Here is a 26176-nt window from a genome sequence, read left to right as displayed (position 1 = left end):
GAAGAAAGCGTTGACATGTTGATGAAACTGCAAGCCCTGCGCGACCGCCTGTTGCTGCAGGAGGACCTGAACTTCCTGCTCACCAACCGCGTGCCGCGCGCGCTGCTGACACGGGCGATGGGCTGGTACAGCGGCCTGCGCAGCCCGTGGCTCGCGGCGCTGTCGATCCGGGTCTGGCGCCTGTTCACGGATCTGGACCTGGGCGAGGCGAAGCAGCAGCGCTTCAACAGCCTGCAGGAATGCTTCACGCGCGAGCTGAAGCCCGGCGCACGCCCGATCGAGCCCGATCCTGCGCTGCTGGCCAGCCCCTGCGACGCCATCGTCGGCGCCTGCGGCGCGGTGCAGGGCACGCAGGTGTTCCAGGCCAAGGGCTTTCCGTACACGCTGCAGGAACTGTTCGGCGGCGGCCCGGAGGCTGCACACTGGGCCGAACACTACCGCGACGGCAGCTATGTCACGCTGCGGCTGACCTCGGCGATGTACCACCGCTTCCACGCGCCGCACGCGCTGCGGCTGGACGAGGTGACCTACATCGCCGGCGACACCTGGAACGTCAACCCGATCGCGCTGCAGCGCATCGAGCGCCTGTTCTGCCGCAACGAGCGCGCGCTATTGCCTTGCACGCTGCAGGTGCCCGGCGAGCCGGTGCTGATGCTGGTGCCGGTGGCCGCCATCCTGGTGGCCAGCCTGAAGCTGCATGCGCTGGGCACGCTGCTGCACCCGCGCTACCGCGGGCCGGACCGCATCGCCACCGATGCGCGCCATGCCAAGGGCGACGAGATGGGCTGGTTCCAGCATGGCTCGACGATCATCGTCTTCGCCCCGCGCGGCTTCACGCTGTGCGAAGGCGTGACGACCGGCCGGCGCGTGCGCATGGGGCAGCGCCTGATGCGGCTGCCAGGCTGAAGCGTCGGGCAGGCCGCTCAGCGCACGCCCAGCATCCCGCGCAGCACGCCGTCCTTCAGCACGACGTGGTGGAACACGGCCGCCGCGGCATGCAGGCCGGCCAGCCAGATGATGGCGTCACCGAGCACCTGGTGCACGTCGCCCCAGTCGGCCAGCCGGGCGATCGGGGACTGCGCGATCGGCGGCATGTGGTCGATGCGAAAGCCGCCCAGCAGCGTGAGCGGATGGTCCTCGCTGCCCAGGGCCAGCAGCGCGGTCACCGGCAGCAGCAGCAGCAGCGCCCACAGGGCCAGGTGCAGCGCCTTGGCGGCGAAGGCCATCCAGGGCGCCATCGGGAACTGCGGCGGCGACGGGCGCAGGGCCGCCCAGACCAGCCGCAGCGCGGTCAGGACGAACACCAGCACGCCCAGCGTCTCGTGCCAGACGATGTCGCTGCGCGTGGCCGGATCTAGCCCGTTGCGCATCAGGCGGCCGAAGTGTTCCGGCCCGAGGATGAAGGCCACCAGCACGACGAGGGCCGTGACCCAGTGCAGCGCGCGGCTGGCGGGGTCGTAGTGGGTGGTGGATGCGGGCTGTGTCATGTCGGCTCCAGGGTAGGCCATGCGTGTGCATTGTGGCCAATGCCGGGCGGGCACCGGCCGCGGAATATCGCGGTGATGGAAATCGCCAACCCGCCGCACGCGCTGGATTGCGCCAGCTCAAGCTTGTGGCGGCGTCAGCGTGCATCGTGTTGACAGGGCCAGGGCTTCGTCCTTCGGGCGTGCCCTTCGGCCCTGGCGATCACGGGGAGGACTACGCCGGCCAGCATCCCGCTTGAAGAACGATGCGCCGCGGCATCTCAGGCCCTTGGGGGCCATGTCCGATGTCACTGGATCTTCTGCACCGCATGGCGGACCACATCCCGTCGATGCTGGCCTACTGGGACCGCGAGCTGCGGTGCCGCTATGCCAACCGGGCCTACCGCGACTGGTTCGGCGTGGAGCCGGGCGACCTGATCGGCCGCACGCTGCCGCAGCTGCTGGGGCCCGAACTGTTCGCGAAGAACGAGCCCTTCGTGCGGGGCGCGCTGGCGGGCCGCGAGCAGCAGTTCGAGCGCGATGTCCCCGGACCTGCGGGCGTGAAGCGCAGCCTGGCCCACTACCTCCCGGACTGGCAGGACGGACAGGTGGCGGGCTTCATCGCCTACGTGACCGACGTCTCCCCGCTGAAGCTGGCGCAGGACAGGCTGCGGGCGGCCCGGCGGCGCACGGCGCGGGCGGCCCTCACGGTGCGGCGGCGCGCTGCCGGCCTGCGCGAAGCGCAGCGGGTCGGCCAGATCGGCAGCTGGGAGTGGCTGTTCGACGGGGACCGGGTCACCTGGTCCGCCGAGCTCTGCCGCATCTTTGGCCTGGATCCCGGCCAGCCGGCGCCCCCCTACGCTGCCCAGGCGGCCCTCTACGTGCCCGAGAGCTGGCAGCTGCTGCAGGGCGCGGTGGCGCGCACCCTGGCCGACGGTACGCCCTACGAGCTGGAGCTGGCCTTCCGGCATCCCGACGGTTCCCAGCACTGGATCGAAGCGCGCGGCGAGGCCCTGCGCCAGGCGAACGGGCAGATCGTCGGCCTGCGCGGCACGGCCCACGACATCACCTGGCGGCGCACGCTCGAGGAGGCGCGCATCCGGGCGCAGGTGGCCGAATCGGCCAGTCGCCACAAGACGGCGCTGCTGTCCCGCGCGAGCCATGAGCTGCGAACGCCCCTCAACGCCATCCTGGGCTTCGGCCAGCTGCTCCAGCACGAAGCGGTCCTGCCGCCGCAGCAGCGGCGCTGGCTGGACCAGATCGTCGACAGTGGCGGCCACATGCTGGCGCTGAGCGAGGATCTGCTGGACATCGCGGCCGCGGAGTCCGGCGGCATGGCCATCGCCAGCGAAGTGGTCGACCTGCAGGCCGTCGCGCAAGGCGCGATCGAGGCGCTGTCCCACGAGGCGCACAAGGCGCAGCTGACGGTCCAGTTCTGCGGGGCGCCCGTGAGTCTTCGGCTCGCGCAGGCGGATCCCGCGCGCACCCGCCAGATCGCGATGAACCTGCTCTCCAACGCCATCAAGTACGGACGACCGGGCCCGACGATCGCGGTGTCGATCGGCACCGATGCCGAGGGCATGCGCTGCCTGCACGTGCAGGACAGCGGGCGTGGCCTGTCCGACGCGCAGCTGCAGCAGCTGTTCAAGCCGTTCCAGCGCCTGGGCGCCGAGCACACGCCGGTGCGCGGCGTGGGCCTGGGCCTGGCCGTGTCGCAGCAGCTGGCGGAACTGATGGGGGGCCGCATCGAGGTGCAAAGCCGGCCGGGCGAAGGGTCTCGATTCACGCTGGTGCTGCCCGCCGCAACTGTCACCAGGGAGCCGCCAGCGGCGATTCAGCCCGCGACCTCGTAGCCCGCCATGAACACGCGCACGGCCTCGCGCAGGAGGGCCTTGTTCGCGCGCGCGTCGGGCATCTCCAGCATCAGCAGCCCGCGGATGTGGCCGTCGCCGAGGAACATCGCCAGGAACAGGTCGGCCGCCAGCCGGGGGTGGGTCACCTTCAGCGTTCCGGCGTCGTTCGCACGGCGCAGGTAGGCGGCCAGTTCGCCGGTGAGCCGCTCGGCACCCTGCCGGTAGAACGCCCGGCAAGCCTCGGGCTGCGCACCGGCGGCGCCGTACAGCGAGCGGAACTTGCCGAGCGTGTGCTCCTCGCGCGTGAGCGCCAGGAACTGCTCGCCCACCGCCAGCAAGGCCTTGCGCGGCTGCAGCGGATCCATGGCCTCGACACCGGCCGCGCCCCCCAGCACGCGCTCGGTGCGCTCCTCGATGATCGCCTCGAACAGCCCCTCCTTCGAGCCGAAGTGGCTGTAGATGGTCATCTTCGAGACGCCCGCTTCCGACGCGATGGCGTCCACGCTGGCGCGCTCCAGCCCGTGTGCGTAGAAGTGCTTGCGCGCCGCTTCGATGATGCGCCGGCAGCGCTCGGGGTCGCGCGGGCGGCCGCGACGTGGCGGCGGCGGCGCGGGCGCGAGTTCGTCGTCTTGCTGTGCCATCGCTTCAGTTGGTGTACTTGACAGTCCAGTATATGTCCTTACACTTACTGGACAGATGAGTCCATTAAATGAAGCCATTGCCATGATGCCTGCACTGCGCCGCAGCCTCGAGCTCGGCATCGGGTCCAGCCGCCCTGCAGCGGCCTTGCTGGCGATGTCGATCCTGTCCGCCTGTTCGACCCCGTCGCTTCAGTCGCCATCCCCGTCCCTGCCGCTGGCAGCCGCCTTCTCGAACGCGGGCCCTGCCGTTGCGGCGGCGCCGGCCCTCGACGAGGCCTGGTGGAACGGCTTTGGCGACGCCACGCTGGCGCGGCTGGTCACGCAAGCCTTGTCGGCCAACCAGGATGTGGCCATCGCGCTGCAGCGTGTCGGGCAGGCGCGCGCGGGGGCCGATGCGCAAGCCTCCCGGCTGTGGCCCACGGTGGGCCTGCAGGCTGGCGCGTCGCGCAGCCAGAGCGGGGTGCCCGAAGCGGTCAAGCAAGGCATGCCCGACCTGCGTGCGCTGCGCGCCGGCGTGGAGGTCGCCTGGGAGATCGACCTGGCCGGCGGTGTCCGCGCGGCGCGCGATGCAGCGCAGGCCGATGCCGCTGCCGCGGCCGCGGGTGTGCAGGGGGCCCGCCTGCTGGTGGCCAGCGAAGTGGCGCGGCAGTACTTCGTGCTGCGCAGTGCGGAAGAACGGCTGCGCATCGTGCAGGCCCTGGCAGCCGCCCAGCGTCAGACCGCGGTGCGGGTGGAGAGTCGCCTGCGCGAAGGCCAGGCCAGCGCCTTCGACCTGGACCGCGCGCGTGCCGAGGCGGATGCGCTGGATGCCCAGATGCCCGCGCTGCGGCTGCTGGCCGGCACCACGCAAACAAGGCTGGCCGTGCTGCTGGGCCGCAATCCATCGACGCCCGTCGTCGAAGCGGACACCGCTTTCGCCTGGCCGGCGACGCGGGCCATCGCGGCAGGCCAACCCAGCGAACTGCTGCGGCGCCGCCCCGATCTCGTCGCCGCGGAGGCGCGCGTGGGCGCCGAAGCGCTGCGCAGCGCAGAAGCGCGCGCCCAGTGGTGGCCCAAGCTGTTCTGGAGCGCGCTGCTGGGCCGCGAGGACTTGCGGCTGAACGCGCTGGATCTCGCGCCGGCTCACTTCGCCAACGTCGCACTGGCCTTTGCCACGCCGGTCTTCAACGCCGGTCGCATCGATGCCGCCGTCCGGGCGCAGTCCGCGCGCGCCGACGAGGCCTTGCTGGCCTGGCAGAAGGCGGTGCTGGTGGCGGTCCAGGAGGTCGAGGACAGCCTGCTCCTGCGCTCGCAGGAAGCCGAGCGCAACGCAGCGCTGGCGCTGACCGTCCGGCACCGTCAGCGCTCGCTGCAGCGCGCCGAATCGCTGCAGCGCGAAGGACAGATCGACCTGCTGGTGCTGCTGGACGTGCAGCGCTCCGTGCTCGCCAGCGAACTGGCCCTGTCGGACAGCCGCCTGCAGCAGGCGCTGGCCGACGTGCAGCTCTACAAGGCCCTGGGCGGGGGCTTCGCACCCGCCCGATCTCATCTCGCCGCAAGGACTTCCCAGTGAACAGGATCCTCCCCACCCTCTCGCTCACGAGCCTTGCCGCCGCGAGCCTGTTGATGACCGGCTGCAGCGCACCGCCGGCCCCCGCCGCGGTCGTGAAGCCGGTCTTCGTGACGACCGTGGCGCCCGCCGCGTCGACGCAGACCCGCAGCTTCACGTCGGCAGTGCGCGCCCGTGTGGAAAGCGAGCTCGCCTTCCGCACCGGCGGCAAGGTCGTCGAACGGCTGGTGGAGGTCGGTGATCGGGTCCAGGCCGGCCAGGTGCTGGCCCGCCTGGACCCGGCCGACTACCAGCTGGCCGTGCAGGCCGCCGCCGACCAGGTGCAGGCCGCCGGCGTGGACGCGCAGCAGGCGGCGTCCGACGAAGCGCGCTTGCGCCGCCTGCTGGCCGACGGCTCGGTCGGGGCGGCCGACCATGAACGCCAGAAGGCCCGCGCCGACGCCGCGGCCGCCCGATGGGACCAGGCCCGGCGGCAGCTGGCGCTGGCGCGCAACCGCGAGGCCTATGCCGCGCTGGTGGCGCCCTACGCCGGCGTGGTGACGGCCCTGCGCTTCGAGCGGGGGCAGGTGGTGCCGGAAGGGCAGCCGGTGCTCTCGCTGGCGCGCGAGGGCGACCACGAGGTGGTGGTCGACCTGCCGGAAGACTGGGTGGGTCGCGCCCGCAGCCTCGGCGCCACCGCGGCGCCCTGGCAGGACCCGCAGGCCAAGGTCCGGCTCACGCTGCGTGAGCTGTCGCCGCAGGCCAGCGCGCAGGGCCGCACCTATCGCGCACGTTATGCGGCCACCGCCGAATCGCGCGCCCGGGTCGCGGCGCTGCCGCTGGGCAGCACGATGCAGCTGAGCCTGTCGGCGCCCCCCGCGGGGCCCGCGACGGTGTCGCTGCCCGTCAGCGCGCTGGTCAAGGGCAGCGGGCCGGCGGGCGTCTGGACGCTGAACGCCCAGGGTTCCGGCCTGGTGTTCACGCCGGTCCAGGTGATCTTGCAGGACGACGCCACGGTCCAGGTCACCGGCCTCGCGGCCGGCAGCCGCGTCGTGAGCGTCGGCGCCCAGAAGCTCGATGCCCGGCTGGCCGTGCGCCCCATCGAGCGCGCCCCCGACGCCGCGCCGGTCAGCGTCGCCAGGAGCAGCTGATGAAGCGCTTCAACGTCTCCGAATGGGCGGTCACGCACCGGCCCATGGTGCTGTTCCTCATCATCGCGACGCTGGTCGTCGGTGTGCTGTCCTTCAGCCGACTGGGCCGGCTGGAGGACCCGAGCTTCGATGTGCCGCAGATGACGGCCATCGTCGTCTGGCCCGGCGCGACCGCGCAGGACGTGCAGGACGTGCAGGACCAGGTGCTCAACCGCATCGAGCGCCGGCTGCAGGAGCTGGACCATTTCGAGTACGTGCGCAGCTTTGCGCGCCAGGGCTACGGCGGCATCACGCTGTGGATGAAGGGCGGCAGCAGCAAGGCGGAGCTGGAGGGCGCCTGGTACCAGGCGCGCAAGAAGATCGGCGACGTGCGCCAGGAGTTCCCCGAGGGCGTGCGCGGGCCGTTCTTCAACGACGAGTACAACGACCGCTACAGCGTGCTCTATGCCCTGAGCGCCCCCGAGCTGTCGATGGCCGAGCTCGTGGACCTTGCCGAAGCGGTGAAGCTGCGCTTCCAGAGCGTGCCCGGCGCGGCCAAGGTCGACGTGCTGGGCAAGCAGGCCGAGCGCGTGTACGTCGAGCTGTCCACGCGGCGGCTGGCTGCGCTGGGCATCGCGCCCGGCGCGGTGTTCGAGGCGCTCGCGCGCCAGAACCTGGTGGCACCGGCGGGATCGGCCGATGCCCCGCACGACCGCGTGCAGGTGCGCGTGGACGGCCGGCTGCGCAGCGCCGCGGACGTGGCCGACGTAACGCTCGAAGTGGGCGGCCAGCTGCTGCGCCTGGCGGACATCGCGACGGTGCGCGCCGGGTATGAGGATCCCCCCAGTTTCACGGTCCGCCACAACGGCGTGCCGGTGCTGGCTATCGGCGTGACCATGCAATCCAACGGCAACGTGCTGGCGTTCGGGCACGCCCTGGCGCAGCGGCTCGCGCAGGTGCGGCAGGAGTTGCCGGCAGGCGTGGAGGTGCAGCAGTACGCCGACCAGCCGCGCGTGGTGGCGGAGTCGGTCTGGGAATTCGAGCGCTCGTTCCTCGAAGCGCTGGCCATCGTGCTGGCGGTGTCCTTCCTGTTCCTGGGCTGGCGCACCGGCATCGTCGTGGCCGCGTCGGTGCCGCTGGTGCTGGCGCTGGTGGCCACTGTGATGTACGCCGCAGGCTGGGCGCTGGACCGCATCTCGCTGGGGGCGCTGATCATCGCGCTGGGCCTGCTGGTGGACGACGCCATCATCGCGGTGGAGATGATGGTGGTGAAGCTGGAGGAGGGCTGGGACCGCCTGCGCGCGGCCACCTACGCCTACACCTCGACCGCCTTCCCGATGCTGACCGGCACGCTGGTCACGGCCGCCGGCTTCATGCCGGTGGGCTTCGCCAAATCGATCGCGGGCCAGTACGCCGGCGGCATTTTCTGGGTCGTCGGGGTGGCGCTGATCCTGTCGTGGGTCGTGGCGGTGGTCTTCACGCCCTACCTGGGCGTGATGCTGCTGCCCAAGCATCTGTCGGCGGGCACGCAGCACGACGTGTATGACCGGCCGGTCTACCACTGGCTGCGCCGCATCGTCGACGGCGCGGTGCAGCACCGGACCTGGGTGCTGGTCACCACGGTGCTGGTGTTCGGCATCGCGGGCGCCGGCATGCTGAAGGTGCAGCAGCAGTTCTTCCCCACCGCTTCGCGGCCCGAACTGCTGATCGACCTGCGCCTGCGCGAGGGCGCGTCCTTCGCCGCCACCGCGACCCAGGTCAAGCGGGTCGAGGACCGCCTCGCGAAGGACCCCGAGATCGAGTTCTTCACCGCCTACACCGGCGCCGGCACGCCACGCTTCTACCTGTCGATCCAGCCCGAACTGCCCAATCCCGGCTTCGCGCAGTTCGTCATCAAGACAGCGGGCATCGAGCAGCGCGAACGCGTGCGCGCCCGCCTGATGACGCTGTTCGACAGGGACGAAGACTTTCCCGACCTCCGGGCGCGCGTGCAGCGGCTGGAGTTCGGGCCGCCGGTGGGGTTTCCGGTGCAGTTCCGTGTCATCGGCCCCGACAAGGCCAAGGTCCGCGAGATCGCCTACCAGGTGCGCGACATCGTGCGCCAGAGCCCGCTGGTGCGCGACACCCAGCTGGACTGGAACGAGCAGGTCCGCTCCGTGCGGGTTCACGTGGACCAGGACAAGGCGCGCCTGCTCGGCCTGACCAGCGCGGACATCCAGGGCCTGGTGCAGACCACGCTGGACGGCGCACCGGTGACGCAGATCCGCCGCGGCGAGGAACTCGTCGACGTCGTCGTGCGGGCCACGCCCGACGAGCGCCAGGGCATCGGCCGGCTCGGTGACCTGCAGGTCTTCACGCGCAGCGGCGTCACCGTGCCGCTGTCCCAGGTCGCACGCATCGAGCCGAGCTTCGAGGAGCCCGTGCTGTGGCGGCGCAACCGCGACATGGCGCTCACGGTGCGCAGCGACCTGGCCGACGGCGTGCAGGGGCCTTATGCGACCACGCAGATCCGGCCGTCACTGCAGCCGATCGTGGACGCCCTGCCGCCGGGCTACCGCATCGAGAACGGGGGCGCGATCGAGGAAAGCGACAAGGCCAACGAGGCGCTGTTCGCCGTCTTCCCGGCGATGTTCGCCGTGACGCTGACGCTGCTGATGATCCAGCTGCAGAGCTTCTCGCGCCTGTTCATGGTGTTCATGACCGGGCCGCTGGCGATCATCGGCGTCGTGCCAGCGCTGCTGATCTTCCAGGCGCCGTTCGGCTTCGTCGCGCTGCTGGGCGTGATCGCGCTGGGCGGCATGATCATGCGCAACGCGATCATCCTGGTCGACCAGATCGACCAGGACATCGGACGCGGCGTCGCGCCCTGGACCGCCATCGTCGACGCCACCGTGCGGCGCTCGCGTCCGGCCGTGCTGGCGATGATTCCGCTCACCCGCAGCGTCTTCTGGGGCCCGATGGCCATCTCCATCATGGGCGGACTCGTGGTGGCGACGGCGCTCACGCTGGTGTTCGTCCCCGCGTTGTATGCCGCGTGGTTCCGCGTACGGCGCGACGGCCCGGCGCCGGCATCGACCGCTGCGCCGCTGGCGGCCACGGCGATACCCGCAGGCCATTGAGACCGCCCTCCATCCCCGAGGAGACCGAGCTTGTCTGCAAGCACCCCTTCGCAATCCGGCATTCGGATCCCCGGCATGACGGCGCATTTTCTTGACCCGTTCGGCCACGAACCCCGAGGCCACGGTCGCCTGCGCTACCTCGCAGGTGGAGCGGGTGCGCCCTTGGTCCTGTTGCACACCGTGCGCACGCAGGCCGAGCACTTCCGCCACCTGATCCCGCTGGTCCGGGAGCGCTACACGGTGTACGCGCTCGACCTGCCCGGCATGGGCCACTCGCAGATCGTCCCCGGGGCTTCGTACGACGAGCCGGCGATGCGTGCGGCGGTGAAGAGCCTCGTCACCCGACTCGACCTGCGCGACGTGACGCTGCTGGGCGAGTCGATGGGCGCGACGCTCGCCCTCACGACGGCGGCCGATCTGCCCGAGCGGGTGCGCCGTGTCGTGGCGATCAACGCGTATGACTACGCAGGCGGGATCGCCCGCTCGAGCCTGCTGGCCCGATTCGTCGTGACCGGCGCGCTGGCGCCGGGCATCGGGCCGACGATCGCCGCCGTCGAACCCAGGCCCATCATGCGTGCCGTGCTGCGCGGGGGCCTGGGCGACAAGGCCGCCCTGCACGACGACTACCTCGACGAGTTGCTGAGGGTCGGACGCCGCCCCGGCTATCCGGTCGTCGCGCGTGCGGTGTACGGCAACCTGCCCAGCCTGATCGCGGCGCGGTCCCGGTATCCCGAGGTCAGCGCACCGGTCCATCTCATCTATGGAGAGAAGGACTGGTCAAGGCCATCGGACCGGCAAGCCAATCAGCAACTCCTGCCGACGGCCGGCTTTGTCGAAGTACCCGGCGCCGGTCATTTCATCGTTCTGGAAAGGCCGGACGTGCCTGCCCAGGTGCTGAACGAGGCGATGCGGCCCGCGAGCCCGGCGCATGGCTGTCATGCCCCGGTCATCGCGGCACCCGAGCATCGCGGCCGATGGCCCGCATCGCGCTGCTCTACTTCAACGCCGGCGGCGGCCACCGCGCCGCGGCGCTTGCGCTGCAGGCGCTGATCGCCGAGCAGCAGCGGCCGTGGCAGGTGGACCTGCTGAACCTGGTGGAACTGCTCGACCCGCAGGGACGCTTCGAGCGCCTGACCGGCATGGCACCGGAGGACCTGTACAACCGGCGCCTGAAGCGCGGCTGGACCCTGGGCATGGCGCAGGAGCTGAAGCTGCTGCAGGCGATGATCCGGCTCGGCCATGCGCCGATGCTCAAGGCGCTGCAGCGGCATTGGGCGCAGACCGAGCCGGACCTGGTGGTGTCGGTGGTGCCGAACTTCAACCGCGTGCTGGCCGAGAGCGTGGCGAGCACGCTGCCGGGCGTGCCCTTCGTCACCGTGATGACCGACCTGGCCGACCTGCCGCCGCGTTTCTGGATCGAGCCCGACGTGCCGCAGCACCTCGTCTGCGGCACGCCGCAGGCCCTGGCGCAGGCCCTCGCGGCCGGCGTGCCGCGGCAGCGGCTGCACCAGGTCTCCGGCATGGTGCTGCGCCCGGCGTTCTACGCGCTGCCACCGCCAGACCCTGTGGGCGACCGCGCGGCCGAGCGCGTGGCTGAGCGTGTGGCCTTGGGCCTGCCACCCGATGCGCCGGTGGGCGTGGTGATGTTCGGCGGCCAGGGGCCGCGCGTGATGCGCGACATCGCGCGCCGGCTGGTCGACCGGCCGCTGATCCTGATGTGCGGCCACAACGAGGCGCTGGCCGCCGCACTGCGCGCCGAGCCCGCCCGCGCGCCGCGGCTGGTGCTGGGCTTCACCCCCGAGGTGCCGCGCTACCTGCGCCTGGCCGACTACTTCATCGGCAAGCCCGGTCCCGGCGCCTTGAGCGAAGCGGTGCACTGCGGCCTCCCGGTGATCACCGTGCGCAACCGCTGGACCCTGCCGCAGGAGCGGCCTAACACCGATTGGGTGCGGCAGCACGGCCTGGGCCTGGTGCTGCCGGGCTTTGGCCGCGTGGCGCCGGCGGTGCAGGCGCTGGTCGAGCAGCTGCCGCACTACCGGGCGCGGGTCGCCATGCTGCGCAACCGGGCGGTTTTCGAGGTGGTCGAGCACCTGGCGGACCACCTGGCGGCCCTGCGACTTCACGCCGCGGCCTGAAGGCCGAGCAGGCGCTGCACCAGCGGATGCTGCACGCGGCGTTCGGTGCCGATCGCGAAGTAGTGTTCCTGCACGCCTTCGCAGGGGCCGATGCAGCGCACGCGGTAGTGCCGCACCAGCTCGTCCTGCACGCTGGCGGCGGCCGGGAACACGCCCAGGCCGGCGGCGGCAAAGGTCTTCAGCAGCGCGCTGTCCTCGAACTCGCCCACCACCCGCGGGTGCAGCTCGTGGCGCTCGAACCACTGGTCGATGCGCAGGCGCACCGCCGCATGGTGCGAGGGCAGCACCACCGGCACCTGGGCCAGTGACGCGGGGAACCCGCGCTGCGCGGCGCCGGCCAGCGCGGTGGGCGCGTACCAGGCGATCGGCGAGCTGCCCAGCGCATGGCCGTACAGCCGCAGGTTCGGATTGGGCGGCGGCCCGCGGTCGGCCAGCACCACGTCCAGCCGGTGCAGCGCCAGGTCGGCCAGCAGGTCGTCGAACTCGTCGACATGGCACACCAGGCGCAGGTCCGGCACCTGCAGCACCGGCGCCATCAGCTGCCGCACCACCAGCTTCGGCAGGCCATCGGTCAGGCCCACCTGCAGGCGCAGGCCGGCGCCGACCGCGGCCGAGCGCTTCACCAGCTCGGGCAGCTGCTCGCCCAGCTGGAAGATCTGGTCGGCCTGCCGCAGCGCGGCCTGTCCCGCCTCGGTGAGGGCCAGGCCGCGGCCGGCCGGCTTCAACAGCTGCTGGCCCAGCGCGCGCTCGAGCTCGCGCACCTGGGCGCTCACGGTCTGCACCGCCATCTCCAGCCGCGCGGCGGCCCGCGCGATGCCGCCTTCGCGGGCCACCACCCAGAAGTAGTACAGGTGCCGGTAGTTGAAGCGCTGGTTCATGCCATGGCCTCGTTCAATAGTCAGGTTTTGCCGAAGTCAGATTCAGCCATTCTCTGCTTTTTTGGAAGTGTTCGAGGTCCTATCGTGGCGACCGTTCCCCACCCACCCGATGGAGGTTTGCGATGCAAGTGCTGTTCGAAGCCCGCGGTGCCGAGGCCCTGGCGCTGCGCGGCGTGGCCGTCCGGCGCACCCGGTTCGTGCTGCGCCGCCTGCAGTGGCTGGTGCCGCGTGCGCGCGTGCACCTGGAAGACATCAACGGCCCGCGCGGCGGCGTGGACAAGCGCTGCTGCATCGAGCTGCAGCGCCCGTCCGGCGAGCCGCTGGTGGTCAGCGCCCTGGCCAGCCAGTGGCGCGAGGCGCTCGACGCGGCGCTGGCGCGTGCCGCGCGTGCGCTGCTGCGCTGGTGGCAGCGCCACCGCGGCCAGCCCGCGACGGCGCGGCTCGTGCCGCCGCGCTGACCAAGCTTGATTTTCCGAACCCAACGCTCAGGAGCCATTGCCATGGAATCCCGTTCATCCCACCCTTCGGACCGCAGCACCGCGCTGGCCGTGGCGCTGCCCGCCGGCCTGGGCGAAGGCGCCGCCGGCGTGCCGCTGCGCAGCGTCGCCACCACGCGCGTGCTGCGCAATGCCTATGCGCTGCTGGCGCTGACGCTGCTGTTCTCGGCCGGCATGGCCGCGCTCGGCGTGGCGCTGCAGTGGCCGGCGCCGGGGCTGCTGCTGTCGCTGGCCGGCAGCTTCGGCCTGCTGTTCCTGGTGCATGCGGTGCGCAACTCCGCCTGGGCGCTGCCGGCGGTGTTCCTGTTCACCGGCTTCATGGGCTATGCGATCGGCCCGTCCATCGCCCGGACGCTGGCCTGGCCCGGCGGCGCCCAGGCGGTGGCCCTGGCGCTGGGTGCCACCGGTCTGGCCACGCTGGCGCTGTCGGCCTGGGCGCTGAACAGCCGGCGCGACTTCAGCGCCTGGGGCGGCATGCTGTTCGCGGGCCTGGTGGTGGCGCTGGTCGCCGGCCTGGCCGCGGCGTTCCTGCAGATCCCGGCACTGGCGCTGGCCGTGAGCGCGATGGTGGCGCTGCTGGCCGCCGGAATGATCCTGGTCGAGACCAGCCGCGTCGTGCACGGCGGCGAAACCAACTACGTGATGGCCGCCGTGGGCCTGTACGTCTCGATCTTCAACCTGTTCTCGAGCCTGCTCGCGCTGTTCGGCATCGGCGGCAGCAACGAGTGATCACCACCCCCCCGACACACACCAGGAGCCGCCCATGCGCAACTATCCCGTCAACAGCCCTGAAGCCGCTGCCCGCATCGTCGCGCTGACGATGCTGGCCGACGGCCACCTCAGCCCCGCCGAGCTCGACGTGCTGCGCCGCAGCGGCGGCTGCGAAACGCTGGGCCTGCCGCCCGACCGCCTGCAGGCGGTGCTGGTCGAGCTGTGCGAAGACCTGCTGCACGGCGCCAGCCTGGAATGGTCGCAGGCCTGCAAGGTGGGGCCCCAGGCGCTGACGCAGCTGATGGCCGAGATCGACGACCCGGCGCTGCGCCAGCGCGTGCTGGCGCTGTGCCGCCAGGTGGCCGACGCTGACCACCACCTGAGCGACGGCGAGCAGGTGCTGCTCACCCACGCCAGCACGCAGTGGCGCGCGAGCGGCGGCTGAGTCCGGCGCTGGCGATCACGAACCCACCCGCACATCCCCATGGACACCCTCGCACCGTTCCTGCAGGCCGACCTGCTGGGCACTCCCACCTGGTTCTGGCTGGCCTTCGCCGCGCTCGTCGTGGCGCTGCTGGCGTTCGACCTGGGCGTGCTGCACAAGGATGAACGCGCCATCGGCATCGGCGAAAGCCTGCTGCTGTCGGCCGGCTACATCGGGGCGGCGCTGGCCTTCGGGGCCTGGGTCTGGTGGATGAAGGGGTCCGGCAGCGGCATCGACTACTTCACCGGCTTCCTGATCGAGAAGTCGCTGTCGATGGACAACGTGTTCGTGATCGCGCTGATCTTCGGCTACTTCGCCATCCCGCCGCAGCATCAGCACCGCGTGCTGTTCTGGGGCATCCTCGGCGTGATCGTGCTGCGCGGGCTGCTGATCGGCGTGGGCGCGGCGCTGGTGTCCGGCTTCTCGTGGGTGCTGTACCTCTTCGGCGCGTTCCTGGTGTTCACCGGCATCAAGATGTGGCTGATGGCCGAGCACCAGCCCGACATCGCGAACAACCCGCTGCTGAAGTGGCTGCGGCGCCACCTGTCGGTAACGCCTGAACTGCGCGGCAGCGCGTTCTTCGTGCGCGACGCCGATCCGGCCACCGGCCGGCTGGTGCGCCGCGCGACGCCGCTGTTCCTGGCGCTGTGCCTGGTCGAGGCGGTGGACCTGGTGTTCGCGGTGGATTCGGTGCCGGCCATCTTCGCGATCACCACCGACCCGTTCATCGTCTACACCAGCAACATCTTCGCCATCCTCGGCCTGCGCGCGCTGTACTTCGCGCTGGCCGCGATGATCGACCGCTTCCACTACCTGAAGTACGCGCTGGCGCTGGTGCTGGTGTTCATCGGCGCGAAGATCTTCCTGGTCGGCTTCGTCGGCAAGTTCCCGCCGCTGCTGTCGCTGTCGGTCACCTTCGGCCTGATCGCCGGCGGCGTCATCGTCTCGCTGTGGAAGACGCGCCAGCGCGCCCGGCCTGCGGTGGCCGCTCAGTAGCGCTGCGGCGCCAGCGTGGTGTGCCACAGCGAGGTGCCGGCGAGGTCGCGCAGGTGCACGGTCATCGCGCCGGTCCTGCCCTCGATCTGCACCTCGCCGAAGAACTGCATGCCGGCGCTGGGCGGCAGGTTGACCTGGCCGGCGGGCGGTGCCTTCACGAACTCGACCTTCGGGCCGAAGGTGTCGTCCAGCGCGTTGGGGCCGAAGGTGCCGGCATGCAGCGGGCCGCTGACGAATTCCCAGAACGGCTCGAAGTCGTGGAACTGCGCGTGGCTCGGGTGGTAGTGGTGCGCGGCGGTGTAGTGCACGTCGGCGGTCAGCCACACGGTGTTGCGCACGCGCTGGCGCTTGATGAAGGACAGCAGCTGCGCGATCTCGAACTCGTGGCCCAGCACCGGGCCGTCGCCGTTGGCCACCGCCTCGAACTTGGGGCGGCCTTGCGCGTCCTGGCCATCGGCCACCAGCAGGCCGATCGGCATGTCGGCGGCAATCACCTTCCACAACGCGCGGCTGGCCTTCAGCTCGCGCTGCAGCCAGGCCAGCTGCTCCGCGCCGAGGAAGGGCGTGTCGGCATCGGGCGCCGTCTGCCGGTTGTGGCTGTTGGCACCGCGGTAGCTGCGCATGTCGAGCATGAACACGTCCAGCAGCGGGCCCCAGCCGATGCGGCGGTACACGCGCTCCTCCTCCTGCTGCGCATGCCAGCGCATCGGCGCGTTCTCCAGGAACGCGCGGCTGGCGCGGGCCACCAGCAGCGGCACGCTCTTCTCGGTGTAGCGCTTGTCGCCACTCAGGTCCTTGGACGACGACCAGTTGTTCATCACCTCGTGGTCGTCCCACTGCCACAGCTGCATCACCTCGCTGTTGAAGCGGCGCAGCGGCGCGTCGAGCTGGTTGTAGCGGTAGGCGCCGCGGAACTCCTTCAGCGTCTCGGCGACCTTGCTTTTCTCCTCGGTGACGAGGTTGCGCCACAGCGTGCCGTCGGCGAGCTTGACCTCGGCGGCGATGGGCCCGTCGGCATAGATGGTGTCGCCGCTGTGGATGAAGAAGTCGGGGTTGCGCTGGCGCATCGCCTCGTAGATCTTCATGCCGCCGAAGTCTTCGTTGATGCCCCAGCCCTGGCCGGCGGTGTCGCCGCTCCAGGTGAAGCGGACGTCGCCCGCCTTCGCCGGCGCGGTGCGGAAGTGGCCGCTCATCGATTCTGATAGGACGCCGCCCGCCAGGTCTTCCCACTGCACGCGGTAGAAGATGTCCTGGCCGGCCGGCAGCCCGGTGAGGTCGAGGCGCGCGGTGTGGTCAGTGGCTTCCAGCGCATGCGGGCCGCGCACGCGGCGCAGGTTCGTGAACGCGGCGCTGGTCGACCACTCGACCCACATCCGCGCGGGCCGGTCGCTGCGCGACCAGACGATGCCGCGGTCGGCCAGCACGTCGCCGCTTTGCACGCCGGACGGAAAGCCGGGGCGGGCGGCATCGCGGGTGATCACGGCGGGCGCCTGGGCGTGCGCGAGCACGGAGCCCAGGCCACCGGCGGCGCCGGCGATCAGCAGGTGGCGGCGGGGCAGCAGCAGCGGCATGGCGGGAAACCTTGAAGTTCGACGAAGCCGTGGATGCTGCGCAGCGCGGATGACGCGCGCGTGTCAGGCGCCCGGCCCGCCCGCCGCCCGCCGGCCGCCCGGCGCCCGCCCGCCCTCAGCCCTTCGGCGCGCCGACGACGCCGAACTCCACCGGCGTCTTCACGTAGAACAGGTTGGCCTGCTCGCGCTCGAGCAGCGCGAAAAGCTGCTCGCACTGCGCGGCGTCCGTGGCCAGCGTCACCTCCACCGGCTGGTCGGCCAGCTCGAAGAAGTGCGCCGCGTGCAGCCGGCCGTTGCGGCCGATGCCCTCCACGCCGACGGTCATCGTGGCGCCCGCGATGCCGAGCGACTTTGCCGTCTCGATCAGCCAGTGGCCCATCGGCTGGCGGCCGTGGCGCCGGCCCTCGACGGTGAAGAACGTGATCTGGAAGCCTTGCATGGTCAGACTCCTGCGGAGCGCAGCTGGCGCAGCAGCGCGACGGTGCCGATGCCCAGCAACGTCATCATGACGCTGCCGGTGACGTGCACCGCCACCGTGGTCAGCGCCCAGGCCACACGGCCCGCCATCAGCTGGGTGACCACCTCGGCCGAGAAGGTCGAGAAGGTGGTGAGCCCGCCGAGGAAGCCGGTGATGGCGAACAGCCGCCACTCGGGCGGCAGGCCCGGATGGCTGGTGAAGAAGGCCATCGCGACGCCGATGAGGTAGCCGCCCAGCAGGTTGGCGGCGAGCGTGCCGGGGGGCAGCGAGGGGAAGAGGGTGTTGAGCTGGTTGCCGAGCACCCAGCGCAGCAGCGCGCCGAGCGCGGCACCGATGCTGATGGCGATGACGGGAAGCACATGCGTCCTTTCTGCGATGACATCGGGGGGACGCAGGCACCTACGCGTCCTTCCCGGGGACAGTCCGTAGGCATCATCAGCCGGCCTGTCGATGCCGGCGGTTCAAGGAGGAATGCCATCTCCTGCCAAAAACTGTAGCACGCGCCAGCGGCGCCGCCCTGCGACGCGCGGTGTAAGGTGCCGCCATGCGATGGTTCACCGACACCTTGTCCCGGCGCCTGCTGCTGCTGATGTGGGGCGCGCTGGTGGTCAGCCACCTGGCGGCCTTTGCGGTCGTTCGGCTGGTGGTGTTCGACCCGGGTGGTCCGGGGCCGGCGGGCCTGCCGACGCTGCCTTCGTTGCCGCCCACGCCGGGCCTGCCCGGCGGCGGGCCGGGACCGCGGGCGGTGGCGCCCGGCGCGACCGACGCGCCCGGCGGGCCGCCTGCAGGCGGGCTGCATACCGGCAGGCCGGGCCTGCCGCCAATGGTGCTGGCGCTGGACTACGGCATCCGCTTCGTCATCATCGCGCTGGCGGCCTGGTGGGGCTCGCGCTGGCTGGCGCGACCGATGCGCCAGCTGGTGCAGGCCTCGCAGCATCTGGGCGGCGCGCTGGGCGGCAGCGGGCCGCTGCCGCTGCTGGACGAGCAGCGCGGCGTGCGCGAGGTGCGCGACGCGGCCCGCGTGTTCAACACCATGGCGCGCGAGCTGCGCGAGCAGTTCCAGTCGCGCGGGTTGATGATCGCGGCCATCTCGCACGACCTGCGCACGCCGCTGACGCGCCTGCGCATGCGGCTCGAGGAGATGCCCGCCGCGGCCGGGCAGCAGCAGCGCGCGGTGGCCGACGTGCGCGAGATGAACGAGCTGATCGACACCGTGCTCGAGGTGTTCCGCCCGCAGGGGCCGGGCGACGCAGAGGCCGCCAAGCCGGTGGACGTGGCCGCGCTGGTGCAGTCGCTGGTCGACGATCTGGCCGAGCAGGGCCGGCCGGTGACGATGGCGCCGGGCACGCCGGCGGTGACGAAGGCGCAGCCGGCCGCGCTGCGCCGCGTGGTGGCCAACCTGATCGGCAATGCGCTGCGCTACGGCGAGCGTGCCGAGGTGCGGGTGGCGCAGATGGGCGACGAGCTCTGCATCACGATCGACGATGCCGGCCCGGGCATTCCGCCGGAGGAGCTGGAGCGCGTGTTCCGGCCGTTCTACCGGGTGGACGCCTCGCGCAACCGCCACACCGGCGGCACCGGCCTGGGCCTGTACATCGCCCGCGAGCTGCTGCAGCGCCAGCAGGGGCGGCTGCTGCTGAGCAACCGGCCCAAGGGGGGGCTGCGCGCGGAACTGCGCTTGCCGAGACGCTGATCTTGCGCGTTAGGTGGCTGGCCGGCGGGGCGCCGCGCCAGCCTCGTGCCGGCGCATCGCCCGCCACAGTGCCAGGTCGTAGGCAATCTTCAGCAGCCCGCAGCCCACCAGCGGCGCGGCCAGCCAGCCGGCGGCCAGCCAGGCGGCGGCGAGCGTGGGGCTCAGCGCGGCGGCCAGGCTGCGCGGCACCGCGGTGAAGCTGGCGGCGGCGGCGCGCTCGGCCGGCGTCACCACCGCCATCACGAAGGCCGAGCGGGTGGGCACGTCCATCTGCGACAGCGCCGCGCGCACGAACAGCAGCGCCAGCGCCAGCGGCAGGCCGGGCGCCAGCGCGGCCAGCACCAGGCAGAGGTTGGCCGGGATGTGCGTGAACACCATCGTGTTCAGCAGCCCGAAGCGCGCGGCCACCTTCGGCGCGGCCAGCTGCGAGGCGGCCCCGAGCAGGCCGGTCCAGAAGAAGAACAGCCCGGCCTGCGCCAGCGACAGGCCGAAGCGCTGCAGCAGCCACAGCGACATCAGCGCGTTGACCACCATGCCGCCGGCAAAGGCGTCGACGCTGAACAGCGCGGCCAGGCGCCACACCACGCCGCGCGAGGGGCCCAGCGGCGACGGCGCCGCCTCGGCCGCCGCGGCGCTGCTGCCGGGCGGCCGGCGGTAGAGCCAGAACACCAGCAGCCCGACCGCGCCGTAGCCGATGAACATCGCGCGCAGCGCGCTCAGGCGATCGATGCCGGTGCCGCGCACCAGCGCATCGGGCAGCGCCGCGGCCAGCGCGCCCACCGAGGCCAGCAGCGCGCCGGCCAGGCTGTAACGCGCAAACAGTGCGGTACGCGCCGGGCCCTCGGCGGCGCCGGCCAGCTGCGCATGTTCCAGCGGCAGGAACACGCTGACATCGCCCGAACTCGGGTTCAGCGTGCCGACGAAGGCCACCAGCATCAGCGGCCAGAAGCCCGGCGCGGCGGCAAAGCACAGGCCGGTGGCGGCCATCAGCAGCGCGGCGCCCCGCAGCAGCCCGGCCTGGCCGAAGCGATGGCCCCAGGCGCCCACCGCCAGCGTGGCGACGGCCGAACCGACCATCGTCGTCGTGCTGAGGATGCCCACCTCCAGCGTGCCCAGCCCGATGGCCAGCAGGTAGGCCGGCAGCAGCACGGCCATGTAGCCGTCGGCGAACGCGCGCAGCCCGCGCGCCAGCAGCAGCGGGCGGGCGCGGGCATTGGCGCCGGGGGGTAGCAGGGACAGCATGGGCAGCTTCATGCGGTGGTGAGCTTCATCACGGCGTGGCCGAGCCGGTGTGGGGTCGTGCCTCAAGCAGTGCTCATTTTTGCCGAATCACACGGTACGAGCCGGCTCTTGCCCCCGGTCACCCACCTGCCAACGAGCCTTGCCATGAAGAATCGAACGCTGCGCCTGTCCACGCGCCTGTACCTGTCGTTTGGCGCCCTGGTGGCCATCCTGACGCTGACAAGCGGCTTCGCGCTGCTGAAGATGGCCGACCTCGAGGAACAGCTCGATCGTGTCGTGACCGTCAACAACGTCAAGACCACACTGCTGGGCGACATGTTGGAGCAGGTGCATGTGGTCTCGCGTGTGATCCGCTCGATCGCGCTGCTGGAAGACGAGCAGCGTCGAGGGGTCGAGCAACAGAAGATCGTCGCGGCGCGCGCCGCCTATGACAAGGCGCGTGCCGAGCTCGAGAGGTTTGTGCCGAACGAGGCCGCGCGTGCGATGCGGGCGGCCATCGACGGCGCCCGCGACAAGGTCCGCCCGCTCAATGACAAGGTGCTCGCGCTGGTCCAGCAAAGCCAGCGTGCCGAGGCCACTGCCCTGCTGCTGGACCAGGCCGGCCCGGCCACCACCGCTTGGCAGGAGGCGATCGATGCGAACCTGGAGGCCCAGACCCGCAGCAATGCCGAAGGCTACGCGGAAGCCAAGCGGGACTACCGGCAGGGGCGCAACGCCCTGCTCGCGGCCTCGCTCCTGGGTCTCCTCGTCGCCGGTACGCTGGCCTGGCGCATGGTGCGCGGCTTGACGCGCGAACTCGGTGGCGAGCCGGCCGAGGTCCTGCGCGTGGCCACTGCGATTGCCGACGCCGACCTGGCCACGCCGATCGTGGTGCGGCCCGGCGATGATCGCAGCGTGACCGCCGCGATGGCCCGCATGCAGCGCGCGTTGGCCGACATGGTGAGCCGCGTGCGCTCGAATGCCGAAAGCGTGGCCACCGCGAGTTCGCAGATCGCGCAGGGCAACCAGGACCTGAGCCAGCGCACCGAAGAGCAGGCCAGCGCCTTGCAGCAGACGGCTGCCACGATGGAGCAGCTGGGCACGACCGTGCGGCACAACGCCGACAGCGCGGCACGGGCCAGCCAACTGGCCCAGGGCGCCTGCCAGGTGGCGTCCGAGGGCGGCAGCGTGGTCGACCAGGTCGTTGAGACGATGAAGGGCATCGACCAGAGCTCGCAGAAGATCGCCGACATCATCGGCGTGATCGACGGCATCGCGTTCCAGACCAACATCCTGGCGCTGAATGCCGCGGTGGAGGCCGCGCGTGCCGGTGAGCAAGGCCGCGGCTTCGCGGTGGTGGCGGCCGAGGTTCGGGCACTGGCGCAACGCTCGGCCGGCGCGGCGCGCGAGATCAAGTCCTTGATCACCCACAGCGTGGAGCAGGTGCAGCAGGGCAGCGCGCTGGTCGACCAGGCCGGGCACACCATGCAGGAGATCGTCGGTGCGATCCGCCGCGTCAGCGACATCGTCGGCGAGATCAGTGCTGCGAACCAGGAGCAGAGCGCAGGCGTGGGCCAGGTCGGTCAGGCGGTGTCGCAGATGGACCAGGTGACGCAGCAGAATGCCGCATTGGTCGAAGAGAGCGCGGCCGCTGCGGAAAGCCTGAAGCAGCAGGCGGGCTCGCTCGTCGAGGCGGTGGCGGTGTTCAAGGTGGCCTCGACTGCAGGCCAGGCCGTGTCGGCCTGAGCGGGCCGCAGCGGACTTCAGTCGCTCGCAGCCCAGGGCAGCGACGCGGCCTTGCGCTCGCTGCGGCGGCGCGAGCGCAGCACCGCGTCGAAGCCCTGCTGGCCACCATTCCAGATGGCGATCAGCAGCGATTCGGTGTCCTCGCGCGTCAGGTCGTCGAGGTCGCGGCGGAACTGCTTGATCGCCGCGGCCACGATGCCCTTGGGCAGGCCCTGGTGCGTGCCCAGCACCGCCAGCATCGCGCAGAACAGGTTGGGAATGCCCTGGCAGATGCTGCCGATGCGGGCCACCACCTCGGCCGGGCTGCCGTGTTCACCGGGGCGCAGCCAGCCCAGCTCGGGGCGACCGGCGGGGCCGGGCGGGGCATTGGCAGGGGCGAGGCTGTCCATTGCGCCACTCTAGGCAGGTGGCCGCCGTGCCGGCGCCGCGATGAGCGCCGGAATGACCGGTCAGTTCAAGTGCTAGCGGCGCTGCCAGTGGCCCGGCGCGGCGCGCCAGCCGGCGCCGTCGCGGTACCAGCGGTGCGGCACCCAGCCGTAGCCGGGGCGCGAGGCCTGCCAGTGGCCGCCGACCCAGACATGCCGGCTGCCCACCCAGTTCCAGTAGCCGCCGATCCAGAAGTAGGCCGGGCCTGGCGACACCGGCACGGTCTCGACCACCTCGCCGGGCGGTGCGGATCACCACGTCGCCATAGCCGTAGCCATAGCGATCGGCCGGCACCACCACGCAGGCGGCCAGCGGCAGCAGCAAGGCGCCGCCGAGCAGCAACGAGAAAGTACGACGTGTGCGGAGGGACTTCATCAGAGGCCTTTGCGCGCCGCAAGCCCTGCAGCGCCTGTCCTTCCGCAACGCCCGTCGCGGTGCGCCCGCGCACAGCGACAGCCGGGCTTTACATCACTTCACGCGCTGGCCTTGTTCGTCACCCACCAGGCCGCGCTGCCGGCCGCCAGGCTGACCGCGATGCCCCAGCCGGTGTCGACCAAGGCGATGCGCCAGGACCAGCCCTTGAGCGTCGCCAGGTTGGTGAAGTCGTAGGTGCCGTAGGCGATCAGCCCGAGCAGCGCGCAGCGCCACGCGGCCTGGGTCCAGCTGTCGGGCCGCGGCGTCAGCGCCAGCCACCACAGGCCGGCGGGGTAGCCCAGGTAGAACAGCAGGGCCGGCAGCGCCTGCACCTGGCCGCTGAGCAGCGCGCCGATCTCGCGCTGGTACAGCCCGCGCGCCAGCCAGCCCAGCCACACGGCATCGAGCAGGCCGATGGTCAGCAGCATCGCGCCATAGGCCGCCCAGGGGGTCAGCGCCGGGCTCATGCCTGCGGCACCTCGGAAGCGGGCCGCGGCTTCATCTGCGCCGGGTCGTAGAAGAAGGTCTCCTCGGCAATGCGCTCGCCCGCCCAGCGCTGCCAGGCCAGCTCCTCCATGTGCGTGACCGTGCCGTCCGGCCAGTCGAAGCGGAAGATCCAGCGGATCACCACATGGTCGCCGTTCACCAGCACCGGCCGCACGCAGCGGGAGCGGACGTCCCGCGCCTTGGCCATCACGCGGCGCTCGTTGTTGGCATGCGCCTCGCGGCCGACGCGCGGCGTGCCCTGGTTCTCCTGCATGGTGGACTGCTCGGTGTAGAAGTCGAGCACGGCCTGCACGTGGTCGTTGGCTTCGACCATCGCGATGAAGCGCTCGAGCGTGTCGGGGCTGGGCATGGGTGGCCTCTGTCGATGTGAATGGCCGGCCGATTCTGCAGTGCGCCTAACATCCCCACCCATGTCCCTGCCGACACCGCGCCCACCCTTGCCGGGCCCGCGCTTCACCGTTCGCAGCTACCACGACGAGGGCGGCGTGCATGCCCACGCCCATGCGCAGGCGGTGCTGCCGCTGCACGGTTCGATGCAGCTGGTGATGGGCGGGCAGCAGGGCGAGGTGCGCAGCGGCCAGGGCGTGCTGATCCCCGCCGGCCTGGCGCATGACTTCGATGCCAGCGGGCCGAACCGCTTCGTCGTGCTCGACTTCGATTGCGAGCTGGCCACCGGCCGCTTCTTCGCGCTCGATGGTGGGCTGTCGCACCTGCTGGCCTACGTGCAGTCGCTGGCCGCGCGCAGCAGCTTGCCGCCGGATGTGCAGCGCCATGCCGGCGCGCTGCTGAGCGAGGCGGTGCGCGAGCGCGCCGGGCCGCCCGCACCGGCCGGCAGCGCGCTGGTGCAGCAGGCGCTGGCGTTGATGCAGCAGCGCCTCGCCGAGTCCTGGCGGGTGGACAGCCTGGCCGCCGCGCTGGGCTGCTCGGCGCGCCAGCTGCACGATGCGTTTCGCCACCTGCGGCAGCAGGGCCCGGCCGAATGCCTGGCCGAGCTGCGGCTCGAAGCGGCCACCGCGCTGCTGCGCCACGGCGCGCTGCCGATCGCCGAGATCGCGCTGCGCTGCGGCTATTCCGAGCAGTCCGCCCTGACGCGCGCGATGCGCCGGCGCTGGGGCCAGACGCCGGCGGCGCTGCGCCGCGCGGCGCGCGGGGCCGGGCCGTAGCGGGCGCCGGCAGGGGCGGTCAAAACCGGCGTCGGCCCGGTCAAGACGGCGCGCCCGCGTCGCGGCTACGCTCGCGGCCCATGTCCTCTGCTGCCAGCCCTCCTGCCGTCATGCCCGCGAGCACCGCTGCGCGCCCCGCCACCCACCCGTCGGTCGGCGTGCTGATGGCGCTGCTGGCCGCGCTGCTGTGGGGCACCACCGGCACCGCGCAGAGCCTGGCGCCGGCGGGGCTCTCGGCCTACTGGGTCGGGGCGCTGCGGCTGGTCGTGGCCGGGCTGTTCTTCCTGCTGCTGCTGCGCGTGCGGGGCGTGACCTGGCGCGCCAGCGCCGCGCGCCTGTCGTGGCCGGCGGTGCTGCTGGGCGGCTCGTGCATGGCGGCCTACAACCTGGCCTTCTTTGCCGGGGTGAAGAGCAGCGGCATTGCGGTGGGCACCGCGGTGGCCATCGGCAGCGGGCCGATCTGGGCCGGCTTGCTGGACACCTGGGTCAGCCGCCGCGCGCCGGCGCTGCCCTGGTGGTGCGGCACGGTGCTGGCGGTGGCTGGCGGCGCCTTGCTGGTCGGCGTGGCCGAGGGCGGTCTGCAGGTGCGGCCGCAAGGCATCGTGCTGTGCCTGGCGGCCGGCTTCAGCTACGCGGCCTATGTGCTGGTGAACAAGCGCCTGGTCAACCAGGCCGCGCCGGCGGTGGCCACTTGCGCGGTGTTCGGCACCGCGGCGCTGATTGCGGCGCCGCTGGCGCTGCTGATCGCCGGGCCGCTGCACCTGGGCAGCACCGGCGCCGGCGGCACGGCCGTGCTGCTGTACCTGGGCGTGGTGGCCACCGGCGTCTCGTACCTGCTGTTCAGCCACGCGCAGCGCCACATCGCCGCCAGCACCGCGGTGACGCTGGCGCTGGGCGAGCCGATCACCGCCTTCGTGCTGGCCATCGTGGTGGTGGGCGAGCAACCGCGGCCCAGCGCCTTCGCCGGCCTGCTGATGGTGCTGGCCGGGCTGGCCGTGGTGATCTGGACCGAGCTGCGCGCGGCGCGTCGCGTCGGCTGCTGACTTGGTTCCCCCCGGAGCGCCTGCGGCGCTTCCCCCAGGGGGCGCCGCCAGCGGCCCGGCGGAGCCGGTTCCGCGGCGGCTGCTTGGGCGGGTACGAACCAGTTGCTCCCCGGCGGCAGAATGGGCAGCTTTTCCGCGCCATGCCCATGCCCTTCGATGCCCTGCTGTTGTTGATCACCGGCGCCGCCGTCGCCGGTTTCGTGCAGGGGCTCTCGGGCTTCGCGTTCAGCATGGTCGCGATGTCGATCTGGGTCTGGGGCGTGGACCCGCGCATCGCGCCGGTGATGGCGGTGTTCGGCGGCCTCACCGGCCAGATCGTCGCGGCCGTGGCCAGCCGGCGCAAGCCTCAGCTGGCGGTGCTGGCGCCGTTCCTCGTCGGCGGGCTGCTGGGCATTCCGCTGGGCGTGCTGCTGGTGAAGGTGGTCGACCCGAAGCTGTTCAAGGCGCTGATCGGCGGCATCCTGGTGGTGTTCTGCCCG

Annotated in this window: 27 protein-coding genes and 1 riboswitch; of the genes, 16 read left to right on the top strand and 11 right to left on the bottom strand. The window is 71.8% G+C overall.

Annotated elements, in window-relative coordinates:
• The first annotated feature begins 21 nt into the window (after positions 1-21).
• A complete protein-coding gene (asd, locus tag ACILR4_RS16485) occupies positions 22-906 on the top strand; it encodes an archaetidylserine decarboxylase (RefSeq protein WP_395701946.1) in 885 nt (294 codons plus the stop codon).
• A gap of 17 nt (positions 907-923) precedes the next feature.
• Here asd and ACILR4_RS16480 read toward each other — a convergent pair whose 3' ends face one another.
• Positions 924-1487 carry a cytochrome b gene (locus ACILR4_RS16480; RefSeq protein WP_395701945.1) on the bottom strand — a complete coding sequence of 188 codons (564 nt, stop codon included), beginning with the start codon at positions 1485-1487 and terminating at the stop codon, positions 924-926.
• Between the two features lie 281 nt (positions 1488-1768).
• Here ACILR4_RS16480 and ACILR4_RS16475 point away from each other — a divergent pair, with 281 nt between their 5' ends.
• Entirely contained in the window at positions 1769-3316 is a 1548-nt protein-coding gene (locus ACILR4_RS16475) for an ATP-binding protein (RefSeq protein WP_395701944.1), read from the top strand.
• Here the strand turns inward: ACILR4_RS16475 and ACILR4_RS16470 are convergent.
• Positions 3298-3957 (bottom strand): TetR/AcrR family transcriptional regulator, encoded by a 660-nt coding sequence (locus ACILR4_RS16470; RefSeq protein WP_395701943.1) that lies wholly within the window; start codon positions 3955-3957, stop codon positions 3298-3300. The two genes, ACILR4_RS16475 and ACILR4_RS16470, sit on opposite strands and share 19 nt — an antisense overlap.
• A gap of 82 nt (positions 3958-4039) precedes the next feature.
• Here ACILR4_RS16470 and ACILR4_RS16465 point away from each other — a divergent pair, with 82 nt between their 5' ends.
• From ACILR4_RS16465 to ACILR4_RS16445, 5 genes are read left to right on the top strand one after another with little or no spacing between them, the layout of a single operon-like run.
• A complete protein-coding gene (locus ACILR4_RS16465; RefSeq protein ID WP_395701942.1) occupies positions 4040-5509 on the top strand; it encodes an efflux transporter outer membrane subunit in 1470 nt (489 codons plus the stop codon).
• Complete coding sequence (locus ACILR4_RS16460; RefSeq protein ID WP_395701941.1) at positions 5506-6636, top strand: efflux RND transporter periplasmic adaptor subunit; 1131 nt, start codon at positions 5506-5508, stop codon at positions 6634-6636. Before ACILR4_RS16465 ends, ACILR4_RS16460 begins: the two co-directional genes overlap by 4 nt.
• Entirely contained in the window at positions 6636-9734 is a 3099-nt protein-coding gene (locus ACILR4_RS16455) for an efflux RND transporter permease subunit (RefSeq protein WP_395701940.1), read from the top strand. Before ACILR4_RS16460 ends, ACILR4_RS16455 begins: the two co-directional genes overlap by 1 nt.
• Positions 9735-9764: 30 nt before the next feature.
• Positions 9765-10784, top strand: a complete 1020-nt coding sequence (locus tag ACILR4_RS16450) for an alpha/beta fold hydrolase (protein ID WP_395701939.1) — start codon at positions 9765-9767, stop codon at positions 10782-10784.
• Positions 10709-11869: a galactosyldiacylglycerol synthase gene (locus tag ACILR4_RS16445; protein WP_395701938.1), complete on the top strand. Its 1161-nt coding sequence runs from the start codon at positions 10709-10711 to the stop codon at positions 11867-11869. Before ACILR4_RS16450 ends, ACILR4_RS16445 begins: the two co-directional genes overlap by 76 nt.
• Here ACILR4_RS16445 and ACILR4_RS16440 read toward each other — a convergent pair.
• A complete protein-coding gene (locus ACILR4_RS16440; RefSeq protein WP_395701937.1) occupies positions 11854-12747 on the bottom strand; it encodes a LysR family transcriptional regulator in 894 nt (297 codons plus the stop codon). The genes ACILR4_RS16445 and ACILR4_RS16440 overlap by 16 nt on opposite strands.
• Positions 12748-12869: 122 nt before the next feature.
• On the opposite strand from ACILR4_RS16440, the gene ACILR4_RS16435 reads away from it, so the two are divergent.
• The 4 genes from ACILR4_RS16435 to ACILR4_RS16420 are packed head-to-tail and all read left to right on the top strand — an operon-like array spanning position 12870 to position 15435.
• The gene (locus tag ACILR4_RS16435; RefSeq protein WP_395701936.1) at positions 12870-13205 is read left to right on the top strand and encodes an HPF/RaiA family ribosome-associated protein; all 336 of its coding nucleotides are present in this window, start codon (positions 12870-12872) and stop codon (positions 13203-13205) included.
• 42 nt (positions 13206-13247) lie between these two features.
• A complete protein-coding gene (locus tag ACILR4_RS16430; protein WP_395701935.1) occupies positions 13248-13973 on the top strand; it encodes a Bax inhibitor-1 family protein in 726 nt (241 codons plus the stop codon).
• Positions 13974-14007: 34 nt separating this feature from the next.
• Complete coding sequence (locus ACILR4_RS16425) at positions 14008-14400, top strand: TerB family tellurite resistance protein (protein ID WP_395701934.1); 393 nt, start codon at positions 14008-14010, stop codon at positions 14398-14400.
• Between the two features lie 39 nt (positions 14401-14439).
• On the top strand, positions 14440-15435 hold the full coding sequence (locus tag ACILR4_RS16420; RefSeq protein WP_395701933.1) for a TerC family protein: 996 nt from the start codon (positions 14440-14442) through the stop codon (positions 15433-15435).
• On the opposite strand, the gene ACILR4_RS16415 is transcribed toward ACILR4_RS16420, so the two are convergent.
• The 3 genes from ACILR4_RS16415 to crcB all read right to left on the bottom strand — a co-directional run bounded on the left by ACILR4_RS16415 (position 15429) and on the right by crcB (position 17843).
• Positions 15429-17006 carry an alkaline phosphatase D family protein gene (locus ACILR4_RS16415; RefSeq protein ID WP_395701932.1) on the bottom strand — a complete coding sequence of 526 codons (1578 nt, stop codon included), beginning with the start codon at positions 17004-17006 and terminating at the stop codon, positions 15429-15431. The two genes, ACILR4_RS16420 and ACILR4_RS16415, sit on opposite strands and share 7 nt — an antisense overlap.
• 115 nt (positions 17007-17121) lie before the next feature.
• On the bottom strand, positions 17122-17445 hold the full coding sequence (locus ACILR4_RS16410; RefSeq protein ID WP_395701931.1) for a DUF190 domain-containing protein: 324 nt from the start codon (positions 17443-17445) through the stop codon (positions 17122-17124).
• Between the two features lie 2 nt (positions 17446-17447).
• Entirely contained in the window at positions 17448-17843 is a 396-nt protein-coding gene (gene crcB, locus ACILR4_RS16405; RefSeq protein ID WP_395701930.1) for a fluoride efflux transporter CrcB, read from the bottom strand.
• Positions 17844-17903: 60 nt separating this feature from the next.
• Positions 17904-17975: riboswitch (Fluoride riboswitch) on the bottom strand.
• A gap of 53 nt (positions 17976-18028) precedes the next feature.
• Between crcB and ACILR4_RS16400 the strand changes: the two genes are divergently transcribed.
• On the top strand, positions 18029-19177 hold the full coding sequence (locus ACILR4_RS16400) for an ATP-binding protein (protein WP_395701929.1): 1149 nt from the start codon (positions 18029-18031) through the stop codon (positions 19175-19177).
• Positions 19178-19186: 9 nt separating this feature from the next.
• Here the strand turns inward: ACILR4_RS16400 and ACILR4_RS16395 are convergent, their stop codons facing one another.
• On the bottom strand, positions 19187-20431 hold the full coding sequence (locus ACILR4_RS16395) for an MFS transporter (protein WP_395701928.1): 1245 nt from the start codon (positions 20429-20431) through the stop codon (positions 19187-19189).
• 132 nt (positions 20432-20563) lie between these two features.
• Between ACILR4_RS16395 and ACILR4_RS16390 the strand changes: the two genes are divergently transcribed.
• Entirely contained in the window at positions 20564-22144 is a 1581-nt protein-coding gene (locus ACILR4_RS16390; protein WP_395701927.1) for a methyl-accepting chemotaxis protein, read from the top strand.
• A 17-nt stretch (positions 22145-22161) separates the two neighbouring features.
• Here the strand turns inward: ACILR4_RS16390 and ACILR4_RS16385 are convergent, their stop codons facing one another.
• The 4 genes from ACILR4_RS16385 to ACILR4_RS16370 form a co-directional block, all read right to left on the bottom strand.
• Positions 22162-22533 carry a hypothetical protein gene (locus ACILR4_RS16385; RefSeq protein ID WP_395701926.1) on the bottom strand — a complete coding sequence of 124 codons (372 nt, stop codon included), beginning with the start codon at positions 22531-22533 and terminating at the stop codon, positions 22162-22164.
• Positions 22534-22605: 72 nt separating this feature from the next.
• Positions 22606-22803: a hypothetical protein gene (locus ACILR4_RS16380; protein ID WP_395701925.1), complete on the bottom strand. Its 198-nt coding sequence runs from the start codon at positions 22801-22803 to the stop codon at positions 22606-22608.
• Positions 22804-23043: 240 nt separating this feature from the next.
• Positions 23044-23451: a DUF2177 family protein gene (locus ACILR4_RS16375; RefSeq protein ID WP_395701924.1), complete on the bottom strand. Its 408-nt coding sequence runs from the start codon at positions 23449-23451 to the stop codon at positions 23044-23046.
• Complete coding sequence (locus tag ACILR4_RS16370) at positions 23448-23840, bottom strand: nuclear transport factor 2 family protein (protein ID WP_395701923.1); 393 nt, start codon at positions 23838-23840, stop codon at positions 23448-23450. Before ACILR4_RS16370 ends, ACILR4_RS16375 begins: the two co-directional genes overlap by 4 nt.
• A gap of 61 nt (positions 23841-23901) precedes the next feature.
• Here ACILR4_RS16370 and ACILR4_RS16365 point away from each other — a divergent pair, with 61 nt between their 5' ends.
• The 3 genes from ACILR4_RS16365 to ACILR4_RS16355 all read left to right on the top strand — a co-directional run.
• Positions 23902-24654, top strand: coding sequence for a helix-turn-helix domain-containing protein (locus ACILR4_RS16365; protein ID WP_395701922.1), 753 nt, complete (start codon positions 23902-23904; stop codon positions 24652-24654).
• A gap of 110 nt (positions 24655-24764) precedes the next feature.
• Positions 24765-25697, top strand: coding sequence for a DMT family transporter (locus tag ACILR4_RS16360; RefSeq protein WP_395701921.1), 933 nt, complete (start codon positions 24765-24767; stop codon positions 25695-25697).
• Between the two features lie 146 nt (positions 25698-25843).
• The coding region (locus ACILR4_RS16355) for a sulfite exporter TauE/SafE family protein (RefSeq protein ID WP_395701920.1) at positions 25844-26176 on the top strand (333 nt) is incomplete at its 3' end.

Source organism: Aquabacterium sp. (genome assembly GCF_044226965.1).
Lineage (GTDB): Bacteria > Pseudomonadota > Gammaproteobacteria > Burkholderiales > Burkholderiaceae_C > Pseudaquabacterium.
The sequence above is the reverse complement of the archived record's forward strand: the minus strand, read 5'-3'. Positions and strand labels throughout refer to the sequence as shown.

Excerpts from the sequence above, each read along its gene's own strand:
- asd (WP_395701946.1), top strand. The coding sequence starts at position 22 with ATGAAACTGCAAGCCCTGCGCGACCGCCTGTTGCTGCAGGAGGACCTG.
- ACILR4_RS16480 (WP_395701945.1), bottom strand. The coding sequence starts at position 1,487 with ATGACACAGCCCGCATCCACCACCCACTACGACCCCGCCAGCCGCGCG.
- ACILR4_RS16475 (WP_395701944.1), top strand. The coding sequence starts at position 1,769 with ATGTCACTGGATCTTCTGCACCGCATGGCGGACCACATCCCGTCGATG.
- ACILR4_RS16470 (WP_395701943.1), bottom strand. The coding sequence starts at position 3,957 with ATGGCACAGCAAGACGACGAACTCGCGCCCGCGCCGCCGCCGCCACGT.
- ACILR4_RS16465 (WP_395701942.1), top strand. The coding sequence starts at position 4,040 with ATGATGCCTGCACTGCGCCGCAGCCTCGAGCTCGGCATCGGGTCCAGC.
- ACILR4_RS16455 (WP_395701940.1), top strand. The coding sequence starts at position 6,636 with ATGAAGCGCTTCAACGTCTCCGAATGGGCGGTCACGCACCGGCCCATG.
- ACILR4_RS16445 (WP_395701938.1), top strand. The coding sequence starts at position 10,709 with ATGGCCCGCATCGCGCTGCTCTACTTCAACGCCGGCGGCGGCCACCGC.
- ACILR4_RS16440 (WP_395701937.1), bottom strand. The coding sequence starts at position 12,747 with ATGAACCAGCGCTTCAACTACCGGCACCTGTACTACTTCTGGGTGGTG.
- ACILR4_RS16435 (WP_395701936.1), top strand. The coding sequence starts at position 12,870 with ATGCAAGTGCTGTTCGAAGCCCGCGGTGCCGAGGCCCTGGCGCTGCGC.
- ACILR4_RS16430 (WP_395701935.1), top strand. The coding sequence starts at position 13,248 with ATGGAATCCCGTTCATCCCACCCTTCGGACCGCAGCACCGCGCTGGCC.
- ACILR4_RS16425 (WP_395701934.1), top strand. The coding sequence starts at position 14,008 with ATGCGCAACTATCCCGTCAACAGCCCTGAAGCCGCTGCCCGCATCGTC.
- ACILR4_RS16420 (WP_395701933.1), top strand. The coding sequence starts at position 14,440 with ATGGACACCCTCGCACCGTTCCTGCAGGCCGACCTGCTGGGCACTCCC.
- ACILR4_RS16415 (WP_395701932.1), bottom strand. The coding sequence starts at position 17,006 with ATGCCGCTGCTGCTGCCCCGCCGCCACCTGCTGATCGCCGGCGCCGCC.
- ACILR4_RS16410 (WP_395701931.1), bottom strand. The coding sequence starts at position 17,445 with ATGCAAGGCTTCCAGATCACGTTCTTCACCGTCGAGGGCCGGCGCCAC.
- ACILR4_RS16400 (WP_395701929.1), top strand. The coding sequence starts at position 18,029 with ATGCGATGGTTCACCGACACCTTGTCCCGGCGCCTGCTGCTGCTGATG.
- ACILR4_RS16395 (WP_395701928.1), bottom strand. The coding sequence starts at position 20,431 with ATGAAGCTGCCCATGCTGTCCCTGCTACCCCCCGGCGCCAATGCCCGC.
- ACILR4_RS16390 (WP_395701927.1), top strand. The coding sequence starts at position 20,564 with ATGAAGAATCGAACGCTGCGCCTGTCCACGCGCCTGTACCTGTCGTTT.
- ACILR4_RS16385 (WP_395701926.1), bottom strand. The coding sequence starts at position 22,533 with ATGGACAGCCTCGCCCCTGCCAATGCCCCGCCCGGCCCCGCCGGTCGC.
- ACILR4_RS16375 (WP_395701924.1), bottom strand. The coding sequence starts at position 23,451 with ATGAGCCCGGCGCTGACCCCCTGGGCGGCCTATGGCGCGATGCTGCTG.
- ACILR4_RS16370 (WP_395701923.1), bottom strand. The coding sequence starts at position 23,840 with ATGCCCAGCCCCGACACGCTCGAGCGCTTCATCGCGATGGTCGAAGCC.
- ACILR4_RS16365 (WP_395701922.1), top strand. The coding sequence starts at position 23,902 with ATGTCCCTGCCGACACCGCGCCCACCCTTGCCGGGCCCGCGCTTCACC.
- ACILR4_RS16360 (WP_395701921.1), top strand. The coding sequence starts at position 24,765 with ATGCCCGCGAGCACCGCTGCGCGCCCCGCCACCCACCCGTCGGTCGGC.